The sequence below is a fragment of the Xanthomonas sp. MUS 060 genome, assembly GCF_000963215.1.
Lineage (GTDB): Bacteria > Pseudomonadota > Gammaproteobacteria > Xanthomonadales > Xanthomonadaceae > Xanthomonas_A.
This window is the reverse complement of sequence record NZ_JZIM01000003.1, coordinates 31,706-48,909: the sequence shown is the minus strand read 5'-3', so window position 1 is coordinate 48,909 and position 17,204 is coordinate 31,706. Positions and strand designations below refer to the sequence as shown.

General features: G+C 64.3%; 15 protein-coding genes and 1 other RNA gene. 4 read left to right on the top strand and 12 right to left on the bottom strand.

Going from position 1 to position 17,204, the window contains the following annotated elements:
- Positions 1-113: 113 nt before the first annotated feature.
- Both rpoD and dtd read right to left on the bottom strand, forming a co-directional pair.
- Positions 114-1,973: an RNA polymerase sigma factor RpoD gene (gene rpoD / locus XANALMUS060_RS04925; protein WP_045729215.1), complete on the bottom strand. Its 1,860-nt coding sequence runs from the start codon at positions 1,971-1,973 to the stop codon at positions 114-116.
- A 149-nt stretch (positions 1,974-2,122) separates the two neighbouring features.
- On the bottom strand, positions 2,123-2,563 hold the full coding sequence (dtd, locus tag XANALMUS060_RS04920; protein ID WP_045737435.1) for a D-aminoacyl-tRNA deacylase: 441 nt from the start codon (positions 2,561-2,563) through the stop codon (positions 2,123-2,125).
- A gap of 178 nt (positions 2,564-2,741) precedes the next feature.
- Here dtd and XANALMUS060_RS04915 point away from each other — a divergent pair, with 178 nt between their 5' ends.
- Positions 2,742-3,656, top strand: coding sequence for a lauroyl acyltransferase (locus XANALMUS060_RS04915; protein WP_045737434.1), 915 nt, complete (start codon positions 2,742-2,744; stop codon positions 3,654-3,656).
- A gap of 27 nt (positions 3,657-3,683) precedes the next feature.
- On the opposite strand, the gene XANALMUS060_RS04910 is transcribed toward XANALMUS060_RS04915, so the two are convergent.
- On the bottom strand, positions 3,684-4,205 hold the full coding sequence (locus XANALMUS060_RS04910) for a GNAT family N-acetyltransferase (protein WP_045737433.1): 522 nt from the start codon (positions 4,203-4,205) through the stop codon (positions 3,684-3,686).
- A 271-nt stretch (positions 4,206-4,476) separates the two neighbouring features.
- On the opposite strand from XANALMUS060_RS04910, the gene ribA reads away from it, so the two are divergent.
- Together ribA and XANALMUS060_RS18300 are read left to right on the top strand one after the other, a co-directional pair.
- Positions 4,477-5,601, top strand: coding sequence for a GTP cyclohydrolase II RibA (gene ribA / locus XANALMUS060_RS04905; protein ID WP_045737432.1), 1,125 nt, complete (start codon positions 4,477-4,479; stop codon positions 5,599-5,601).
- Positions 5,602-5,691: 90 nt separating this feature from the next.
- A non-coding RNA gene (locus tag XANALMUS060_RS18300) (sX9 sRNA) lies at positions 5,692-5,765 on the top strand.
- Positions 5,766-5,883: 118 nt separating this feature from the next.
- Here XANALMUS060_RS18300 and XANALMUS060_RS04900 read toward each other — a convergent pair.
- From XANALMUS060_RS04900 to def, 9 genes are all read right to left on the bottom strand, one after another.
- Positions 5,884-6,639: a YdcF family protein gene (locus XANALMUS060_RS04900; protein WP_045737581.1), complete on the bottom strand. Its 756-nt coding sequence runs from the start codon at positions 6,637-6,639 to the stop codon at positions 5,884-5,886.
- A gap of 250 nt (positions 6,640-6,889) precedes the next feature.
- Positions 6,890-7,927, bottom strand: a complete 1,038-nt coding sequence (locus XANALMUS060_RS04895) for a CDP-glycerol glycerophosphotransferase family protein (protein ID WP_045737431.1) — start codon at positions 7,925-7,927, stop codon at positions 6,890-6,892.
- Positions 7,927-8,760, bottom strand: a complete 834-nt coding sequence (locus XANALMUS060_RS04890) for a glycosyltransferase family 2 protein (protein WP_045737430.1) — start codon at positions 8,758-8,760, stop codon at positions 7,927-7,929. The genes XANALMUS060_RS04895 and XANALMUS060_RS04890 overlap by 1 nt, the downstream gene beginning before the upstream one ends.
- A gap of 77 nt (positions 8,761-8,837) precedes the next feature.
- Complete coding sequence (locus XANALMUS060_RS04885) at positions 8,838-10,109, bottom strand: O-antigen ligase (RefSeq protein WP_235430363.1); 1,272 nt, start codon at positions 10,107-10,109, stop codon at positions 8,838-8,840.
- A 37-nt stretch (positions 10,110-10,146) separates the two neighbouring features.
- Positions 10,147-11,214, bottom strand: a complete 1,068-nt coding sequence (locus tag XANALMUS060_RS04880) for a glycosyltransferase (RefSeq protein ID WP_045737428.1) — start codon at positions 11,212-11,214, stop codon at positions 10,147-10,149.
- Between the two features lie 73 nt (positions 11,215-11,287).
- Positions 11,288-13,003, bottom strand: coding sequence for a glycosyltransferase family 39 protein (locus XANALMUS060_RS04875; protein WP_045737427.1), 1,716 nt, complete (start codon positions 13,001-13,003; stop codon positions 11,288-11,290).
- A 25-nt stretch (positions 13,004-13,028) separates the two neighbouring features.
- A complete protein-coding gene (rsmB, locus tag XANALMUS060_RS04870) occupies positions 13,029-14,348 on the bottom strand; it encodes a 16S rRNA (cytosine(967)-C(5))-methyltransferase RsmB (RefSeq protein ID WP_045737426.1) in 1,320 nt (439 codons plus the stop codon).
- Between the two features lie 16 nt (positions 14,349-14,364).
- Entirely contained in the window at positions 14,365-15,288 is a 924-nt protein-coding gene (gene fmt, locus XANALMUS060_RS04865; protein WP_045737425.1) for a methionyl-tRNA formyltransferase, read from the bottom strand.
- Positions 15,289-15,394: 106 nt separating this feature from the next.
- Positions 15,395-15,907 (bottom strand): peptide deformylase, encoded by a 513-nt coding sequence (gene def, locus XANALMUS060_RS04860; RefSeq protein WP_045737424.1) that lies wholly within the window; start codon positions 15,905-15,907, stop codon positions 15,395-15,397.
- A gap of 139 nt (positions 15,908-16,046) precedes the next feature.
- Between def and XANALMUS060_RS04855 the strand changes: the two genes are divergently transcribed.
- Positions 16,047-17,180 (top strand): LysM peptidoglycan-binding domain-containing protein, encoded by a 1,134-nt coding sequence (locus XANALMUS060_RS04855; RefSeq protein ID WP_045737423.1) that lies wholly within the window; start codon positions 16,047-16,049, stop codon positions 17,178-17,180.
- The last annotated feature ends 24 nt before the right edge of the window (positions 17,181-17,204 follow it).

Sequence of the window (17,204 nt, the reverse complement as noted above, 5' to 3'; positions counted from 1 at the left end):
CATGTGTCCGCATGCCAATCGCGCACCGACACCGTATCGAGCCGATTGGCGTGAGTCAACAAAAAGCCCCGCATTGAGCGGGGCTTTTGCTTAGCACGCCGTAACGTGTGCGATCAGTCGATATCGAGGAAGCTGCGAAGCTGCTCCGAACGGCTCGGGTGCCGCAACTTGCGCAGCGCCTTGGCCTCTATCTGACGGATACGCTCGCGGGTGACGTCGAACTGCTTACCGACTTCTTCGAGCGTGTGATCGGTATTCATGTCGATGCCGAAGCGCATGCGCAGCACCTTGGCCTCGCGTGGCGTCAGCCCGGCCAGCACGTCGCGCACGGTCTCGGAGAGGTTGATGTTGGTGGTGTTCTCGATCGGGGACTCCACGTTGGTGTCCTCGATGAAGTCGCCCAGATGCGAATCCTCGTCGTCGCCGATCGGCGTCTCCATCGAGATCGGCTCCTTGGCGATTTTCATCACCTTGCGGATCTTGTCCTCGGGCATGTCCATTTCCTTGGCCAGCTCCTCCGGCGTGGCCTCGCGGCCATACTGCTGAAGCATCTGCCGGGAAATGCGGTTGAGCTTGTTGATCGTCTCGATCATATGCACCGGGATGCGGATGGTGCGCGCCTGATCGGCGATCGAGCGGGTGATCGCCTGACGGATCCACCAAGTGGCATACGTGGAGAACTTGTAGCCGCGACGGTATTCGAACTTGTCCACCGCCTTCATCAAACCGATGTTGCCTTCCTGGATCAGGTCGAGGAACTGCAGGCCACGGTTGGTGTATTTCTTGGCGATGGAGATCACCAGGCGCAAGTTGGCCTCGACCATTTCCTTCTTGGCCTTGCGCGCCTTGGCTTCGCCATAGGCCATTGCCCGGCTGATTTCCTTCAACTCGGTCAGGCTGAGGTAGGTGGACTGCTCCACCTCCACGGTGGCCTCCTGCTCGGCGATGATCTGATCCTTGACGTCGCGCAGCGCCGAAGACCACTTCTGCTTGCGCTTGAGTGCGTCATCGACCCAGGCCACGTTGGTCTGGTTGCCTTCCCAGGAACGAATGAAATCCTTGCGCGGCATGCGCGCCACGTGGGTCGCCAGGTGCAGCACGCGACGCTCGTGCTCCTTGACCTGCGCCATGGCATCGCGCAGCTTGCGCACCAGGGCGTCGGTCAGCGGCAGCGGCAACTTCAAGGTGACAAAGACTTCGGCGATGTCGTTGCGCAGCTTGGCGACCAGCTTATGTTCGGCGCCGTTCTTGGCATAGGCCTTTTTGAACTTGACGTACTCGGTGGACAAGACTTCCATGCGCCGCGCGACCTCGACCGGATCCGGACCGGTCGGGCCCGCATCTTCTTCGCTGGCATCGACATCGGCGTCTTCGTCCTCGTCGGCATCGGCATCGGCGGCGCCATCGTCCTCGGCCACCACCACCGGCGCCGGCTCTTCTTCGACCAGATCGTTGAAACCGACCACGATCTCGGCCAGCCGCTTCTTGCCTTCCTTGTGCTGTTCGTAATCCTCGAGCAGGGTCTCCACCGCCAACGGGAACGCGCCGAGCGCGGCTTGAACCTGGCTCAGACCCTCCTCGATGCGCTTGGCGATCGCGATTTCGCCTTCACGGGTCAACAGTTCTACTGTGCCCATCTCGCGCATGTACATGCGCACCGGATCGGTGGTGCGACCGCCCTCGGTATCGAGCGCGGTTAACGCGGCGGCGGCTTCTTCGGCGGCGGTATCGTCGACTTCGCGGTTGCCGGTGTTGCCGTCGTTGAGCAGTAGCGTCTCGGCATCGGGCGCGACTTCATGGACATCGATGCCCATGCCGTTGATCATGCCGATGATGTCTTCGATCTGTTCGGGATCGACCAGATCGTCGGGAAGATGGTCGTTGACTTCGGCGTAGGTCAGATAGCCCTGTTCCAGGCCCTTGCTGATCAGTTGCTTGATGTCGGATTGCTGGGCAGGACGTTCGTTGGCCATGAGTGCGCGCGCCACCGGCATAGAGATGAAGGAGTGAACCTAGCATTATAACAGCCCGGACAGCCGGTTGCCGGACCACGTGCCTGAATTGCTTCACCAGGAACGCGGCGCTGGCGCATCTCACTTCGAATCAACGCACATCACACGCTCTACGCGCGCAGCAGGAACGTGACCGGGCCGTCATTGACGAGGCTGATGACCATATGCGCGCCGAAGCGACCGTTTTCCACCCCTGGCGGGTGCTGCGCCCGGCATAACTCCAGCAAGCGATTGAAACCGCGTTCAGCCTCGGCAGGGGGCGCTGCGGTGGTGAAGCTGGGGCGCATCCCCGTGCCCGTGTCGGCCGCCAGCGTGAACTGACTGACCAATAACAGGCCTCCAGCAGTCTCGCGCAACGAGCGGTTCATGCGCCCACTGGTGTCGGCGAATACCCGGTAGCCGAGCAGGCGTTCGGCCATGCGTCGGAACGTGGCCTCGTGGTCTCCCGGCTCCACCGCCACCAGCGCCAGTAGGCCGGGGCCGATCCGACCGATCACCTCTGCGTCGACGCTGACCGAGGCCTGGGTGACACGTTGGATCAAGGAGAGCATGCGCAACCGCCGAACACTGAACTGGGGAGGCAAAAGCATCCGACTTCACCACCCCACTGTCACCCCACCCACGACATCGTCCACTGACACGGCTGAGGGACGCCGGCTCACCCCGCGCGCGAACCAACCCCCATGCTAGCCAGCCGGGTGTGCGCTGCCGAACGGATAAACTGCGCCGATGAAACCCGCCACATGCGCCTCCCTGCTGTACCGCTGCGCCGCCGCTGTGACGCGCCTGCCCTGGCCATGGCTGCGACACCTGGCCGATGGCCTGGCCTGGTTGTGGCGGCGCATGGACGCGCGCGAAAGCCGGGTGGTGCGACGCAACCTGGAACTGGCCTATCCCGAACTGCTGCCCAGCGAGCGCATCGCCCTGCACCACGACGTGCTGCGCTCCACCGCACGGCAGGCGTTCGAAACCCTGGTGTTGTGGACACGACCGCCCGCGCAGAACCTGACACGACTACGCCAGCGCCACGGCCAGGAACTCTACGACGCCGCACTGGCCTGCGGCCGTGGGGTGATCGTGGCCGCGCCGCACTTCGGTAATTGGGAATTGCTCAACCAATGGTTGGCCTCACGCGGGGACATCACCATCGTCTACCGCGTCCCGGAGTCGGCCATCGGCGACGCCTTCCTGCAACGGGTACGTCACGGCGAGGGGGTACGTCAGGTGCGTGCGGAAGGGCCAGCGGTACGCCAGTTGTTCAAGGTGCTCAAGGACGGCGGCGCGGTCGGCATCCTCCCCGACCAGCAGCCCAAAGCCGGCGACGGGGTGTTCGCCCCCTTCTTCGGGGTGCCAGCGCTGACCATGACCCTGGTCAACCGTCTGGCCGAGCGTACCGGCGCGACTGTGCTGTTCGCCTGGTGCGAACGCGTGGGCAACGAGCTGGAATTCGCCCTGCACGTGCAGCCGCCCCCCCCTGCAATCGCCGATGCGGACCCGCTGCGCGCGGCCACTGCGCTCAACGCCGGAGTCGAGCGCGTGGCTCGACGCGATCCGGCCCAATATCAGTGGACCTACAAACGCTACACCCTGCGTCCTGACCCGACCGAACCCAATCCCTACGCGACCACCCGGCATCCGCACTGAACACAGCCGGCAAACCGAAACGCGTGATCAATCGTCCTGCGGATCGGCGGGGCCAGCGAGGATGCGCTGATAGAACGCCAGGTCCAGCCAGCGCCCGAACTTGAAGCCGGCTTCGCGCACGGTACCGGCATGCACGAAACCCAGTTGTTCGTGTAACGCGATACTGCCGGCATTGCTGGCGTCGATGCCTCCGACCAGCACATGCACTCCGCGCGCCTGCGCGGTGTCGATCAACGCCTGCAGCAGGCGCCGCCCAACCCCCTTGCCGCGATGCGCGCAATGCACATAGACCGAATGCTCGACGCTGTACTTGAACGCGGGCCAGGCGCGAAAGGGGCCATACGTGGCGAAACCGAGCAAGGTACCGGCGGCGTCTTCGAGCCCAAGCACCGGCAATGCGCCGGCGTGCTTGGCCGCGAACCAGGCCGCCATGCTCTCCGGCGGGCGCGGACGATAATCGTAGAGTGCGGTGGAATGCACGATGGCTTCGTTGAAGATTTCCAGGATCGCCATCGCATGGCGCGGCTCGGTGCAGTGAACAAGATGCATGCGGAACGGTGCTGGGCGGGATGGGGCACAGTAGAAACCAATCGGCAGCACTTGAACACCGCCGCTCTCCGCAGTCGCGCTGCCGCATTCGGCGCATCCGGTTGCATCACTGGCCCCGCACGAGCAGGCACAGTGCGTTCCACTCCATACACGCTGGCGCTGCACGCAAAGCGCGCGACAATGGCACGCGCGCCCATGACCGCCACCGCGCGCCACCTCAGGACCATGGCGGCCTTGAAGCGCCGTCATCGCCCCCCATCTGGAATCATGCATGCCCCGTCCACCCGCCATGTCCGCGCACACTTTCGGCGACCCTGCCGCGATCCGCAGCGAACGCGCGGCCTCGGAACTACGCGCCGGACGCCCCGTATTGATGCAGGACCACAGCGGCCGTCTGCGTGCGGTCATGGCGCTGGACAGCAGCACCGAGCAGTCTTACCAACATTTCGCCCAGGCTGCGGCGCAACGGCACTACCTGTTCGTGACGCCCACCCGCGCGCAGGTGCTGGGCCTGCGCGCGCCGCAGGGCGCACGCGTCGCCCTGGCCGGGCAGTCCTACGAGGCCCTGGCGACGCTGGCCTACCTGCGTGACAGTCCGGCCCCCGCGCAGTGGCAACCGGGCGACGCCCTCGATGCCGGCGCCGCCGAGATCGCGCGGCTAGGCTTGCTGCTGCCAGCCATCGTCGGCGTCGAACTCGACCGTGACGACAGCGCATTCCAAGGCTGCCAGGCACTGCAACTGGCGGACCTGGAACACACCTGCGCCTTGGCCGCCACCGACCGTTACGAACTGGTCACCCGTACACAGGTACCGCTGCGCGACCTCGGCCCCGGCGAATTCGTCGTGTTTCGTGGCGGTGTGGCGCAACGCGACCAGGTCGCGATCGTGATCGGCCAACCCGACCTGACCGCACCGGTGCCCGTGCGAGTGCACTCGTCCTGCCTGACCGGCGACCTGTTCGGTTCGCTCAAATGCGATTGCGGTGATCAATTACGGCATGGCCTGGCCATGCTCAAGCAACTCGGTGGCGGCGTGCTGCTGTATCTGGACCAGGAAGGTCGCGGCACCGGCATCGCCACCAAAATGCGCGCCTACGGCTACCAGCACGACGGCCTGGACACCATCGACGCCGACGCGCAACTGGGCTTCGGCGCCGACGAACGCCGCTACGCCGGTGCGGTGGCGATGCTGCGCGGGCTAGGCATCGCGCGGGTGCGCCTGCTGACCAACAATCCCTCCAAGGCCGAACGTCTACGCGCGGCCGGTATCGAAGTCACCGAACGTCTTCCGATCACCGGCGCAATCACCGCCGAGAACGAAGGCTATCTACGCACCAAAGCCGCCCGCGCCGGTCATGCGCTGGACGTGGACGCGTTGCTGCGAACCGCCCGCTAATGTCGTATCAGGAAGATAGCGCTAATATAGAGTAGCTAACAAAACGACTGCGTCGCCGCCGGATGGGCGCGGGCAGTGATCGGAATCCTCATGTATCCCCTACACTGCGGTTCCTGCGCGCTGCCCGCGCCCACCAGACAGCGACTCGCGACGTTTTGTTTGCCGCTCTAAGGCGCGACAGTTTTTCAAGGATCGCGTCAACGGTTGCGATGCATGAAAATGATTTTGGCGGCGACACACCAGCGTCATCACTGCCAGCAATGCATTGCCCCGTCTTACGCTTTATCTTGCATTTACAGCACTCTTGTTCAACCCAAGAGTGTTGTAAATGTGGAACCGCGCAATACCGATATATTCGTGCAACGCGATGTCCGCGATTGTCAAATTGATCGATAGCGGGATGAACGATGGAATCGCGTTAATGTATTCGCTCCTAGCAGGCGTCGGCTGGATCCCGAAGCGCGCGAAATACTCAAGAGAACGACGCATGTGCACACCTGAGGTCACAAGCACTACTCGGTCAGGCCTGAGTACTTCCAGAAGCGCGGCAGAGTTCCGAGCGTTCTCCCAGGTATTGTTGCTGCGCTCATCAAGAATCAAGTCCTTTTCGCTTACACCCATCTGCACTAATGCGTCAGCATAGACCGCTGCCTCGGGACGCCCGTGCTTCTGCATGTCGCCACCGCTGAGCAGCACGCGGCAATCTGCTAAAGCCGCTTTGCATTCGCGATACAGTTCCAATCCTTTCACCAGGCGTCCATAAGCAAAGGATCCGACCTCCGGCGAGTCTGCACCAGCAATGCGCTCGGTTCCCATGCCAAGCACCAAGATTGCGTTTTTAGTCCCCCACTGAGGACGAGGAAGGATCCTATAGTCCGCCTGAATGTCATCCACCAATACTTGAGCCGCCGGGCCACATGCAGTTGCGATCAGCGCGGCGGCAGTTACCGACCACACAGCAAAGGCTGCTCTTGCCCAATTTTTTCTGAATAGCAGCACACCAACGAGAGTTCCTAACAGCATCAAGAATATTGTCATATAGTCTCCGTTAGAACCGTGGTGGCGTTTTGGGCTGTAAAACATCTCGATATAGTCGGACGCGTTGACCCGTGCAGCATCCTTCGTTTCGGTTGCAGCACCACGACGCTGGACTGCATACGACCGACGCCCGCCACGGCAAAATACTGCTGCCGGGACGTTGCTGCCCGCAGACGAGTCACAGGCCCTATCTCGGCAGTTTAGCCAGCGCCGGCTGCACTACTAGGCAGGTAAGCGGCGCAAGCCGCCCTCAGCGCCCCGCACCACGCCCCCAATAGCCGATGCGGCGACGGATCTTCAGTTTACGCCAGAAATTCCACGGTTTGCGCCGGGGATTGCGTCCGCCCTCGGCGACAAAGTCATCGATCGCCCGCAGCACGCGCTCGCTGGACAGGCCATCGCGGTACGGATGCAGGCCATCGGCGAATGCGCGTACTGCCGCCATCAATTCCGGTGGGCGCTGTAGCGCGCGGCGGATGGCAGGCTCGAACTGCGCCGGATCGTCGATGTCGATCAGTTGCGGGCCCGGACGCCGGTTTTTGAAGGTCACCACCGGCTTGTAGGTGAGCAAGAACTCATTGAGCGCGGACGAGGTATCCGAGCACATCATGTCCACCTGCGGGAACAGTTCCAAAATATTGTCGTTCTCGGCGAAGCGCAGAAACTCACTCTCCAGCGCGCGATAACGCGCGACCATCGCCGGGTCCATCTTCGGATGAAAGGTCACGATCCAGCGCCACTCGCCGCTGCGCGAGAGCCGCTCCACCTCGGCGTAGAGCAGACCGGCCGCACTCCACGACGGCGAGAACGTGGAGTGATACAGAATCACCGGCGGCTGCCGCACCGGGACAAGCTCGGCACCAATCTCGCGCATGAAGGGATCGAGCTTGGGAAAACCGGTTTCCTTGACCGCGAAATGGCCAAGCTTGCGCGCCAGCGCACCGAACGCCTGCGTGTCGCGCGGGCCAGTGGTGCAGTACAGATCGAAAAACCCGCGAACGTAAATATGCCGTGGCTTGCCCGCGTCGAAACCATGAAAGGTCTCGACTTTCACTCCCGGGAAGAAATGCGGCACCGCATTACTGGAGGTGATCACCGCATACGGATTCCACGCCAGTACCTGCTCCACCGTCGCCAGATGACGCTCGTCGGCACTCAAATCTTCGGCGCCGGGGCCATCGAAGAACCACGCCGCCTGATCGCCGCGCGCGCGGATTGCCGCCTGCAATGGGCGCAGGATCGCCAGCGCGTAGCGTTCGGATCCATACAGCAGATAATGCTTGCTCATCAGTGCTCCAGATCGTGCCGTTGCAGTTGCGTCCGCGCCTGTTCCACCGAGTCCGGGTTGTACTGCATCTCGTAGTAACGCATGCGCTTGTAGAGCGCATAGCTGGCTGCGGTCTGCGCAACGACGAAGCCTCGCCAGCCATCCAGACACGCCCGGCGCAGCAGATAATCCTTCAAGAACGCGCCGACAAACACGAACGGGCTTTGCCACATTCTCACCGGCTTGCGTTTGTCGCGCCAGCCAAGCGCCTTCAATTCAGCGTAGCGCAGCACCTTGAGCTGCTTATGCACCAAGGTCGGGTTATGCAGATGATGGAACGGTGGCGCAAATTCGGCGCTGGCGCCATCGAAGCGCAGCGACTCATGCACGCGCGCATCGCTCCAGCACGCCCGCCCACGGTGGTACAGACGCGCCAGACGCTCGCCGACCATCGGTTTGTACCAGCGCATCGGCGCGCCCATGTACCAGGTGCTGCGCCGCAGCCACACCGCATCCACGCGATTGTCGCGCAACAGCGACGGTAGCCGCGCCAGGCATTCGACACGCAGGGCATCGGACAGAAACTCATCGGCATCCAGCACTAGGATCCAATCGTATGCGGCCTGCGTGGAGGCGAAATTACGCTGCGGGCCGAAGCCCAACCATGCTTGCTCGACCACGCGTGCGCCGTGCGCACGGGCGATGGCGACGGTGTCATCGGTACTGCCGCAGTCCACCACCAGCTTGTCGCCAGCGAACGGCACGCTGTCCAGGCAGCGCGCGATGTTGGCGGCTTCGTTGTAAGTCATCACCACCAGGCTAAGCGGCAAGGTGGTCACGCCGGGGTCGGCCATGGCACGCGGTATCCGGAAAGTGCGATGCGGACGACAAGCGATGCCAGGCGCCACACCGCGAGATGCGGGATGGCAGTCTAACGGCTTCGCGCCGCGCCTTCAGCGGTCGCGCCCGAGGCATCGGCGGCCTCGCGCGCCGCCAAGCCGATCAACACACCGACCAACGCGACGTAAAACCCGGTCGTCACCTGGTGCGCAAACATCGACTGGGTCATGCCACACAACACATAAGCCACAACCACCATGATCCCCGCCGCCGCAGGGCCATGGAACTCGCGCTGCGGACGCCGTCGGTATAGGCGCACCAGCAGCCACATCGGCACGCCATAGATCATCAGGATCAACACTGTGCCGGGGATGCCCAGGGTCGCACTCCACTCGGCCAGATCGTTGTGTGCGTGCCCCAGATGGCAGCGCTCCACCCAGGTAGCACGCCGGCAGTCCGGCAGGCGCAACATGGCCGTATCGAAACGACCCACGCCAACACCGAGCAATGGGTGCTCGATGAAAGTCGCCGCTGCCACCTGCAAGCGCTCGATGCGCGCACCCGCCGAGGAATCGCTATCGCCTTGCTCGTAGCGTTGCACGTCGCGATGCAATTCGCTCAGGCGGGTCTGACGGGTCAGCGCGGGGACGCTCAAGACCACAATCGCCGCCAGCGCGGCGAGCGCGGCCAGCATCAACAGCCGGATTACGCCACTGCGCCAACTCGTGCCGCACAGCGCGGTGACCAGCAGCAGCAGCAGCACGCCCAGCCACACGCCGCGACTACCGCTGAGCAGGATGGTCGCACCACCGGCCACGATGGCGATGATCGTCCACGGCCAGTAACCGCGCGGACGGCAGAATACCGCCAACACCATCAGCGCCAGCACCACATCGGCCAGCACGATGGCGTTGCTCCAGCCCTCGGCGCGCGGCTGGCCCTGCAGCACCTGCACGCTGGCCAGCAGCAGTGCACCGAAGATGCCGAGCAACGCCCCCCACCACAACAGTCGCTGCGGCGGGCGCAACGCGTACACCCACAGTGCTGTCCACGGCAACACCAGAAAGCGGGTGCGGTTATCCATTTCCTTCAGCGGCTGCCCGAAGTGAAGCACCGAGTACAGCGACACCCCGATCACCAACACAGCCAGGATCCATAGCCAGCGCAACGAGGGCTGCAATGGCCGCACCGCCTGCCCCAGGCAAGGCAGCGCCAGCAGGCTGGTGATCAGCAGCAACAGACCGAACGGCAGCAGCCCGCTGCGCAGGCTCACCACCAGCGCCGGCAGGCACAACAACGCCAGGGCTGCTCCACGTTCAGCAAGTGCCTGGCGAAAGGGAGCGAAAACGGTATGGCGGGGCACGCTGGATCGAGGCATCGAAAGGACAGCTAGAAGAAGTTCAGGATCCAGGATGATCCAAGTCGGAAACCCAACCCGACCTGACCTGTTCAAGGTCGTCATCACTGCGGCTTGGCGGATCAGGCGGCAAAACCTCACCGAGCAAATCGGCCACGGCGGCATGCAGACATTCGCCAAACTCGCGTCGACGCAATTCGAAGAATCCGCGCGCCGCCGTGCCAAGGGCATCGCATTGCATCGGCGACAGCGCCAGGGCCTGCGCGACTGCGCGTTCGATACCAGCGACGTCGATGCGATAGCGCACACCGAGGTTGTCAACGCCCTCACCGACCGGATCGACCAGTAGTCCACGCTCGGCAGTCACCAATTCGTTCATCGGCGCGCCATTGGTGGTAATCACCACCGCGCCGACGCTCATCGCCTCCATGATGTAGTGACCGAAGCCCTCGACCTCGGACGGACACAGGTGGAAACGGTGCGCGTTCTGCAGGCGGCGCAATTCACCCTGATCCAGATAACCCGTCAGATAATCGATGTTTTCGGCCTGGATGGAATGCGGCCGCTTCGCGCTCTGCACCACCGTCAGCCGCGGCCACTCCGGATGCTGCGCCCAGGCCTGCAACAATAACGCGGTGCCCTTGGCCGTACTGCGCCCTGCCACATGCAAGCAGGCGCGCTCGCGCGGCACCTCCGGGCAGTAGCAGTCGTCGCTGCAGAAACCGATGAAGGCGGTCGCCGGCCCCATCGTAGCGAAGCGCTGCTCGGCCTGGCGGGTCTTGCACAGCACCTGTTTGAAGCGAGGCAGCCAGCGCAGCCACTTGGTGAGGAACCATTCCGGATTGGGCACCAACGCGTTGCAGCGGCCACTAACCAAGCAGCGCGGATACACACGCTCGAGGAAGATCTGCAGATCGGCGCGGCCGCACAGCAAGCTGTGCAAGCACAGACGCAGTTCGCGCAACCGATTGGACAGGCGCACGGTGCCGAACCCCAGCACCTCGACCCGATAGCGACCACTGCTGCGTAAAGTTTCGGCGACCAACTGCAGATCGCGACTCAATCCGCTTCCGTTATCACGGCTGATGACGCGGATCAGGCGCGGCCGCATGCACCGCCTCCCTGCCGCGCAGCGCACGCGCCGCCACCGACTCCGCGGCACCAGCAAGGAGTGTGAGCACAGCTCATTCGAAACGGTCCTTTTCCTGCTCGCGCAGGCGATCACGGTCATCGTCGTTGACCTGGCACGGACCATGCACCGCAGCGACCGGAACCAACCACCACATCCGCCGATTGGACGCACCGACCAAAGTACTAGCGCGACGCTCGATACAACGCAGCATCGCCGTGTCCTGGACCAGCAGCCAGCGCCGTTGCGGTGCCTGCGCCTGCCAAGCGATGCCACGACGCAATTGCTCGTCCCATGGCACAACAAAGCCAAAGGTAACAGCAGGCCGGTCGGCCATCAGCAGGTTCTGCTCCTTCCATGCGACCAAACCAAGCTCGGCATTCGGACCGATCCGGCGCCCGACCGCGTCCATCACCCCACGCGCAGAACTGGACACGTTGATCAGCGGATAGACCAGCAACCCAGCCAGCATCCAGACCAGGGTCAGCAGCGACACCATCGCCAGTTCGGGACGCCGCCGCGCAAAGACCATCAGGCTAATCACGCCCCACAACCCGATCACCAACAGCGTCCAGCCCAGGAACTGCACAGCGGCCAAATCGATACCGCGCTCCTCCATCATTCGCGCGCGGAAGCCATGATGGAACAGGATCGCCACACCGACGCCGCCGATGACCAACGTCAGCAACGCCGTAAAAGCGCGCAACACATGCTTGATCCCGGTCTTGCGTAACAACCCGGGGAGCAGCGGCGCCATCGCCAGGCACAGCATCGGCAACGCCGGCAGAACGTAGACATCGCGCTTACCGCTGGGGATCGAGAAGAACAGCACGATCAGCCCCCACCACACCAGTGGCAACAGGTAACGCGGATCGCGCCGACGCAGGCGCCGTGCCCAGGCCGGGATCGCCCAAGGCAAGGCCAGCAGCACCGGCAACCACATGCTGGGCATCACCCCGAAAAAGTACAGCGGCCCATGCGCATGGTCCCAGGACTTGGCATAGCGCCCGGCGGTCTGCCGGAACAGGATGTCGTTGAGATAGGCGCGGTATTCCGGCGCGTGCGCCGACAACGCGGTCGTCACCATCGGCACCAGCCAGAGCGACACCGCCACCAGAAACGCCAATGGCCCCAACCAGAAGCGCCGATCACGCACACCGACGAGGCAACCGCGCCAGTGCGCCAGCGAGGCCGCTGCGGCCGGCAGCACCATCAGCAACGCCAGCGCGCCCACGCCCTTGGTGATCGTACCCAGGCCCGCAGCGAACCACCCTAACGCCCACAGCCGCCAATCCGGGCCGCGCAATAGGTGGCGCAGCAGCGCGTAGTTGGCCAGGGTGATGTAGAACACCACCAATGGATCGATTTGCGCCCTCTTCGCCTGGTAGGTGAATTGAAGGGCGAACAACAACGCGTAGGCCGCGTACATTCCGACCCGACGCGTCCACAGGCGCCGGCCCAGATCGTAGACGCAGGCCAGCGTGCCCAATCCCGCCAGCAACGACGGCAGTAGAAACGCCACCCGCCAGTTTCCCAGCAACGTGTAGACGCTGGCTTGCAACCACATCAGCATCGGCGGCTTGTCCGAGTACAACTCGGTCCCGCGACGCGGGAACAACCAATCGCCACTTTCCACCATCTGCTTGGCGACCAAGGCGAAGCGCGGCTCGTCCGCCGGATGCGGATCGCGCAGACCAAGGCCGGCCCCGAGCACCAGCAAGGCCAGCACAGCCAGTAACCAGAACTCTCGGGACGCGCGGGTCTTCAGCATGGGGCGCGATGATACCGGGGCCGGTTCATGCCGTCTTGCGCAAACGTGCGTAGAAGAACCCATCGGCGCCCTCCTCGCCAGGCAGACGCTGGCGGCCGCCACCACTGGGATGCCCGCAAGCCGCGCCCGGATCCTCCAGCACCGCGTCCGCGTGCCGCGCCAACATCGCCTGCAACTGCCGCGCATTCTCATCCTGCAGCAGCGAACAGGTGGCATAGACCAGCACTCCACCCGGCCGCAGCACCTGCCAGCCGGCATCCAGCAGGCGCGCCTGCAGCGCTTGCAACGCGATCAGGTCCTCGCGTCGCCGGTGCAACAGCACGTCCGGCTGACGACGCACGATGCCGGTGGCCGAGCACGGCGCATCAAGCAGCACCGCGTCGAACGGCACCCCATCCCACCATGTCTGCGGCTGCGCCGTGTCGGCGGCCTGCAGCCGAGCCTGCGTCCCGCTCCCGATACGCTCGAATGTCTCGCGCACGCGCTGCAGACGCCTGGCGTCCACGTCCAACGCGGTCAGGCACAGCGTCGGATCGCGTTCGAGCAAATGCGCGGATTTGCCGCCAGGCGCAGCGCAGGCGTCGAGCACGCGCGCACCCGGTGCAGGCGCCAGCACATCGGCGACCTGTTGCGCGGAGGCATCCTGTACCGAGACCCAGCCGTCGGCGAAACCAGGCAGGGCGCTCACTGCCACCGGCACATGCAGACAGATCGCATCGGCGAGTGTCGGCGCGGCCTGCGCCGCGATGCCGGCATCGGCCAACGCCTGCAGGTAGGCCGCGCGCGTGCCGCGCTGGCGGTTGACCCGCAGCCATAGCGGCGCAGGTTGCTGGCTGGCGACAAAGATCGCCTCGGCGTGTTCAGGCCAGTCGGCGCACAGCGCATCACGCAACCACAGCGGCCAACCGGCATCGGCGGCAACCACCGGCAACCCGTCGCGCAATGCGCGCCGCAGCAACGCATTGACCAACCCGGCCTGACGCGGACGCTCCAGCGCACGCGTCGCCTCGACCGTCGCCGACAGCGCGGCATGCGGCGCCAACCCCAGCACGTCGAGCTGGGCGAAGCCAGCCAGCAGCAAGGCGCGCAATTCGGCATCGCGTTGCGGCAACTGCTTCTGCAGCCACAACCGCAGCGCCGCCTCGTAGGCAGGACGCCGGCGCAACACGGCGAAGCAGATCGCCTCCACCAACGCGCGGTCCCGCGCATCGGGCAACCCCGGCAGCGCAGCGGCAAGTTCGGCCTTCAACGAGCGACCGCGATCCATCACCGCCACCAACACCCGGGCAGCGATAACGCGTGGCGCCACGCCAGGCGGCAATGGGAGAGATGACGTCACGCTCATCGCAGCACTCGCCCCTTCAGACCGATGCCTGCAGATCGCGCCGCGCGTTGAGATAGTCGGCTGCGGTAATCGTCTTACCTCCCTCGCGCTGCAGTAAACGCAGGCGCAACGCCCCCTGACCACACGCGATGTCGATGCCCTGCTTGGACGCGGTCAGTAAGGTGCCAGGCTGCTGCTTATGCGCCAGATCGAGGGCGATTGCACCGTGTATTCGCACCCGCTCGCCAGCCAGCACAACTTCAGCGACCGGCCACGGAGTGAAGGCACGCACCTGCCGCGCCAGATGCGCTGCCGATTGCTGCCAATCCAACCGCGCCTGCGCCTTGTCCAGCTTGTGCGCGTAGGTGACACCCGTCTTTGGCTGCGGCTGCGCCACCGGGCGCAATCCCGCACGCAGCAGTCCCAGACCATCGGACAACACCTGCGCACCGAGTACAGCCAGGCGATCATGCAATTGCCCGCCGGTCTCGGCCTCGTCGATCGGAGTGCGCTGCGAGAGCAGCACCGGACCGGTGTCCAGGCTGACGTCCATCTGCATCAGACACACCCCGGTCTCGGCATCCCCGGCCTCGATCGCGCGCTGGATCGGCGCGGCGCCACGCCAACGCGGGAGTAGCGAGGCATGCACATTCCAGCAACCGTGAGTCGGAATGGCCAACACCGCCTTGGGCAGGATCAGGCCATAGGCGACCACCACGATCAGGTCTGGTTGCAGCGCGCGCAGAGCCTGCAGCGACTCCGGCGCACGCAGGGTCTTCGGTTGCAACACCGGAATACCGCGTGCCACCGCTTCCAACTTGACCGGCGAGGGGGTCACACCACGACCACGACCAGCAGGCCGGTCGGGCTGGGTGTAGACCGCGACGACCTCATGGCGCTGCGCAGCCGCACGCAACGACGGCACGGCGAAATCCGGCGTACCGGCAAAGACGATTCTCATTGGCGAAGGATGTCGGAAAAGGAAAAGAGAAATGCGCCAGGGCAGGCCGCGACCAACCCAACAGCGGCGCTACCGCGCCCACACCAGGCAGGTCACTGCCAAGCTCTCAGGCCACGTGCTTGCGTGCCTTCGCCAGCTTCTTGCGCACCATTTCCCGCTTGAGCGGGGACAGGTAGTCGACAAACAACTTACCGTCGAGGTGATCCATCTCGTGCTGCACGCACACTGCCAGCAGGCCGTCGGTGGTCAACTCCTGCGGCTGGCCCTGACGGTCGAGGTAGCGCACGGTGATGGACTCGGAGCGGGTCACATCGGCGTAGATCCCAGGCACCGACAAACAGCCCTCTTGGTGCACCTGCTCGCCTTCGCGCTGCACGATCTGCGGATTGACGAACACCTGCGGATCATTTTTCTCCTCGCTCACATCGATCACCATGAAGCGCTTGTGCACGTCCACCTGGCTGGCCGCCAGGCCGATACCGGGCGCGTCGTACATGGTGTCGAACATGTCGTCGAGCAAATGTTGGAAGGCCACACTGGTGATTTGGGCAGGATCGACGGGCTCGGCCTTGGTACGCAGGCGCGAATCTGGAAACTCGAGAATAGGAAGCAGGGCCATAGCGGTACCCAAGATGGGGGCGCCGGACAATTCGGCAAGACCTCGCAGATTCTACCCGTTTCTGAGCTGGGCGCTTGCGCCGCGCCCATGGTTCTGGACTATAGTGCGCCAACCTGTTGGGGAATCAGGCTCCGTCCTTATGTTAAATCGACTCCGTACGGTCGTCGCCGTCGCGATGTTCACCGTGGCGATCTACGCCGCTTCCGCGAGCATCGCCGCCGAGCATCCAGATACCTATGTGGTGCGCAAAGGCGACACCCTTTGGGACATTGCCGGGCGCTTCCTCGGCAAACCCTGGTTGTGGCCGGAAATCTGGCAGGCCAACCCCCAGGTACGCAATCCGCATCTGATCTACCCCGGCGACGTCCTCAGCCTGGCTTATCTGGATCGGGTCGCCCACGCCGAGATCAAACCAGGGCCACGCCAGGAGGCACCGATCGATGCGATCCCACTCTCCCAGGTCGAACCGTTCCTGAAGAATCTGCGCGTGGTCGACCGCATCGACGGCCTGCCCTATGTGGTCGGCCTTGAAGACAACCGCATGCGCGCCACCACCGGACAACTGGTCTACGCCGTCGGGCTGGGGACGTCCCAGGTCGGACAGCGCTATGCCATCGTGCGCCCGACCGTGCGCTACGTCCTGCCCAAGCTCAGCGACGACCTCGACAGCACAGGCCGCAGCATCCCGGGCAGCGGCAACCTCTGGCAGAACTTCGTGCCACCGGACAAGCGCCGTGAATCACTGGGCTACGAACTGGCCCAGGTCAACATTGGCACTGTCACGCGCGCGTCAGGCAACGACAACCAGGCCACCACCCTGTTGCTGCAGGACAGCGCGCGCGAAGTGCGCGCCGGCGACCGTTTGATCGCGGTCGAGGCACACCCATACGATCTGCAATTCGTACCGCATCCAGCATCCGAGCAGGCACTGGCGGCCGGAATTCGCGTGCTGGCGGTGGCTGACGCGTTCAGCGCAGCCGGCCCACGCGATGTAATCGCCCTATCCGGCGGCCGTCGCGAGGGCATCGACAACGGCAGTGTGGTCTCGCTGTGGCGTCATGGCACGCGAGTCAACGACCGCCTGGCTCGCCCCAACACCTCGCGCGCCAACGACGGATTCACCGGTGGCAGCGGCAGCGTGGCGCTGCCGGACGAATACGCCGCCCATGCCATGGTGTTCCGCACCTTCGACAAGGTCAGCTATGCGCTGGTGATGGACGGCATCAAACCCACTCGCATCGGCTACGACGCCAAGCATCCGGACGCACACTGACCCGCGCACGCGGGGTAGTCCTAC

What these genes read in the sequence shown, in the direction of transcription:
- XANALMUS060_RS04910 (WP_045737433.1), bottom strand. Translation starts at nt 4,205, where the DNA reads ATGCATCTTGTTCACTGCACCGAGCCGCGCCATGCGATGGCGATCCTG.
- rsmB (WP_045737426.1), bottom strand. Translation starts at nt 14,348, where the DNA reads ATGAGCGTGACGTCATCTCTCCCATTGCCGCCTGGCGTGGCGCCACGC.
- XANALMUS060_RS04880 (WP_045737428.1), bottom strand. Translation starts at nt 11,214, where the DNA reads ATGCGGCCGCGCCTGATCCGCGTCATCAGCCGTGATAACGGAAGCGGA.
- XANALMUS060_RS04890 (WP_045737430.1), bottom strand. Translation starts at nt 8,760, where the DNA reads ATGGCCGACCCCGGCGTGACCACCTTGCCGCTTAGCCTGGTGGTGATG.
- XANALMUS060_RS04875 (WP_045737427.1), bottom strand. Translation starts at nt 13,003, where the DNA reads ATGCTGAAGACCCGCGCGTCCCGAGAGTTCTGGTTACTGGCTGTGCTG.
- XANALMUS060_RS04915 (WP_045737434.1), top strand. Translation starts at nt 2,742, where the DNA reads ATGAAACCCGCCACATGCGCCTCCCTGCTGTACCGCTGCGCCGCCGCT.
- def (WP_045737424.1), bottom strand. Translation starts at nt 15,907, where the DNA reads ATGGCCCTGCTTCCTATTCTCGAGTTTCCAGATTCGCGCCTGCGTACC.
- fmt (WP_045737425.1), bottom strand. Translation starts at nt 15,288, where the DNA reads ATGAGAATCGTCTTTGCCGGTACGCCGGATTTCGCCGTGCCGTCGTTG.
- dtd (WP_045737435.1), bottom strand. Translation starts at nt 2,563, where the DNA reads ATGCTCTCCTTGATCCAACGTGTCACCCAGGCCTCGGTCAGCGTCGAC.
- XANALMUS060_RS04855 (WP_045737423.1), top strand. Translation starts at nt 16,047, where the DNA reads ATGTTAAATCGACTCCGTACGGTCGTCGCCGTCGCGATGTTCACCGTG.
- XANALMUS060_RS04895 (WP_045737431.1), bottom strand. Translation starts at nt 7,927, where the DNA reads ATGAGCAAGCATTATCTGCTGTATGGATCCGAACGCTACGCGCTGGCG.
- XANALMUS060_RS04900 (WP_045737581.1), bottom strand. Translation starts at nt 6,639, where the DNA reads ATGACAATATTCTTGATGCTGTTAGGAACTCTCGTTGGTGTGCTGCTA.
- ribA (WP_045737432.1), top strand. Translation starts at nt 4,477, where the DNA reads ATGCCCCGTCCACCCGCCATGTCCGCGCACACTTTCGGCGACCCTGCC.
- rpoD (WP_045729215.1), bottom strand. Translation starts at nt 1,973, where the DNA reads ATGGCCAACGAACGTCCTGCCCAGCAATCCGACATCAAGCAACTGATC.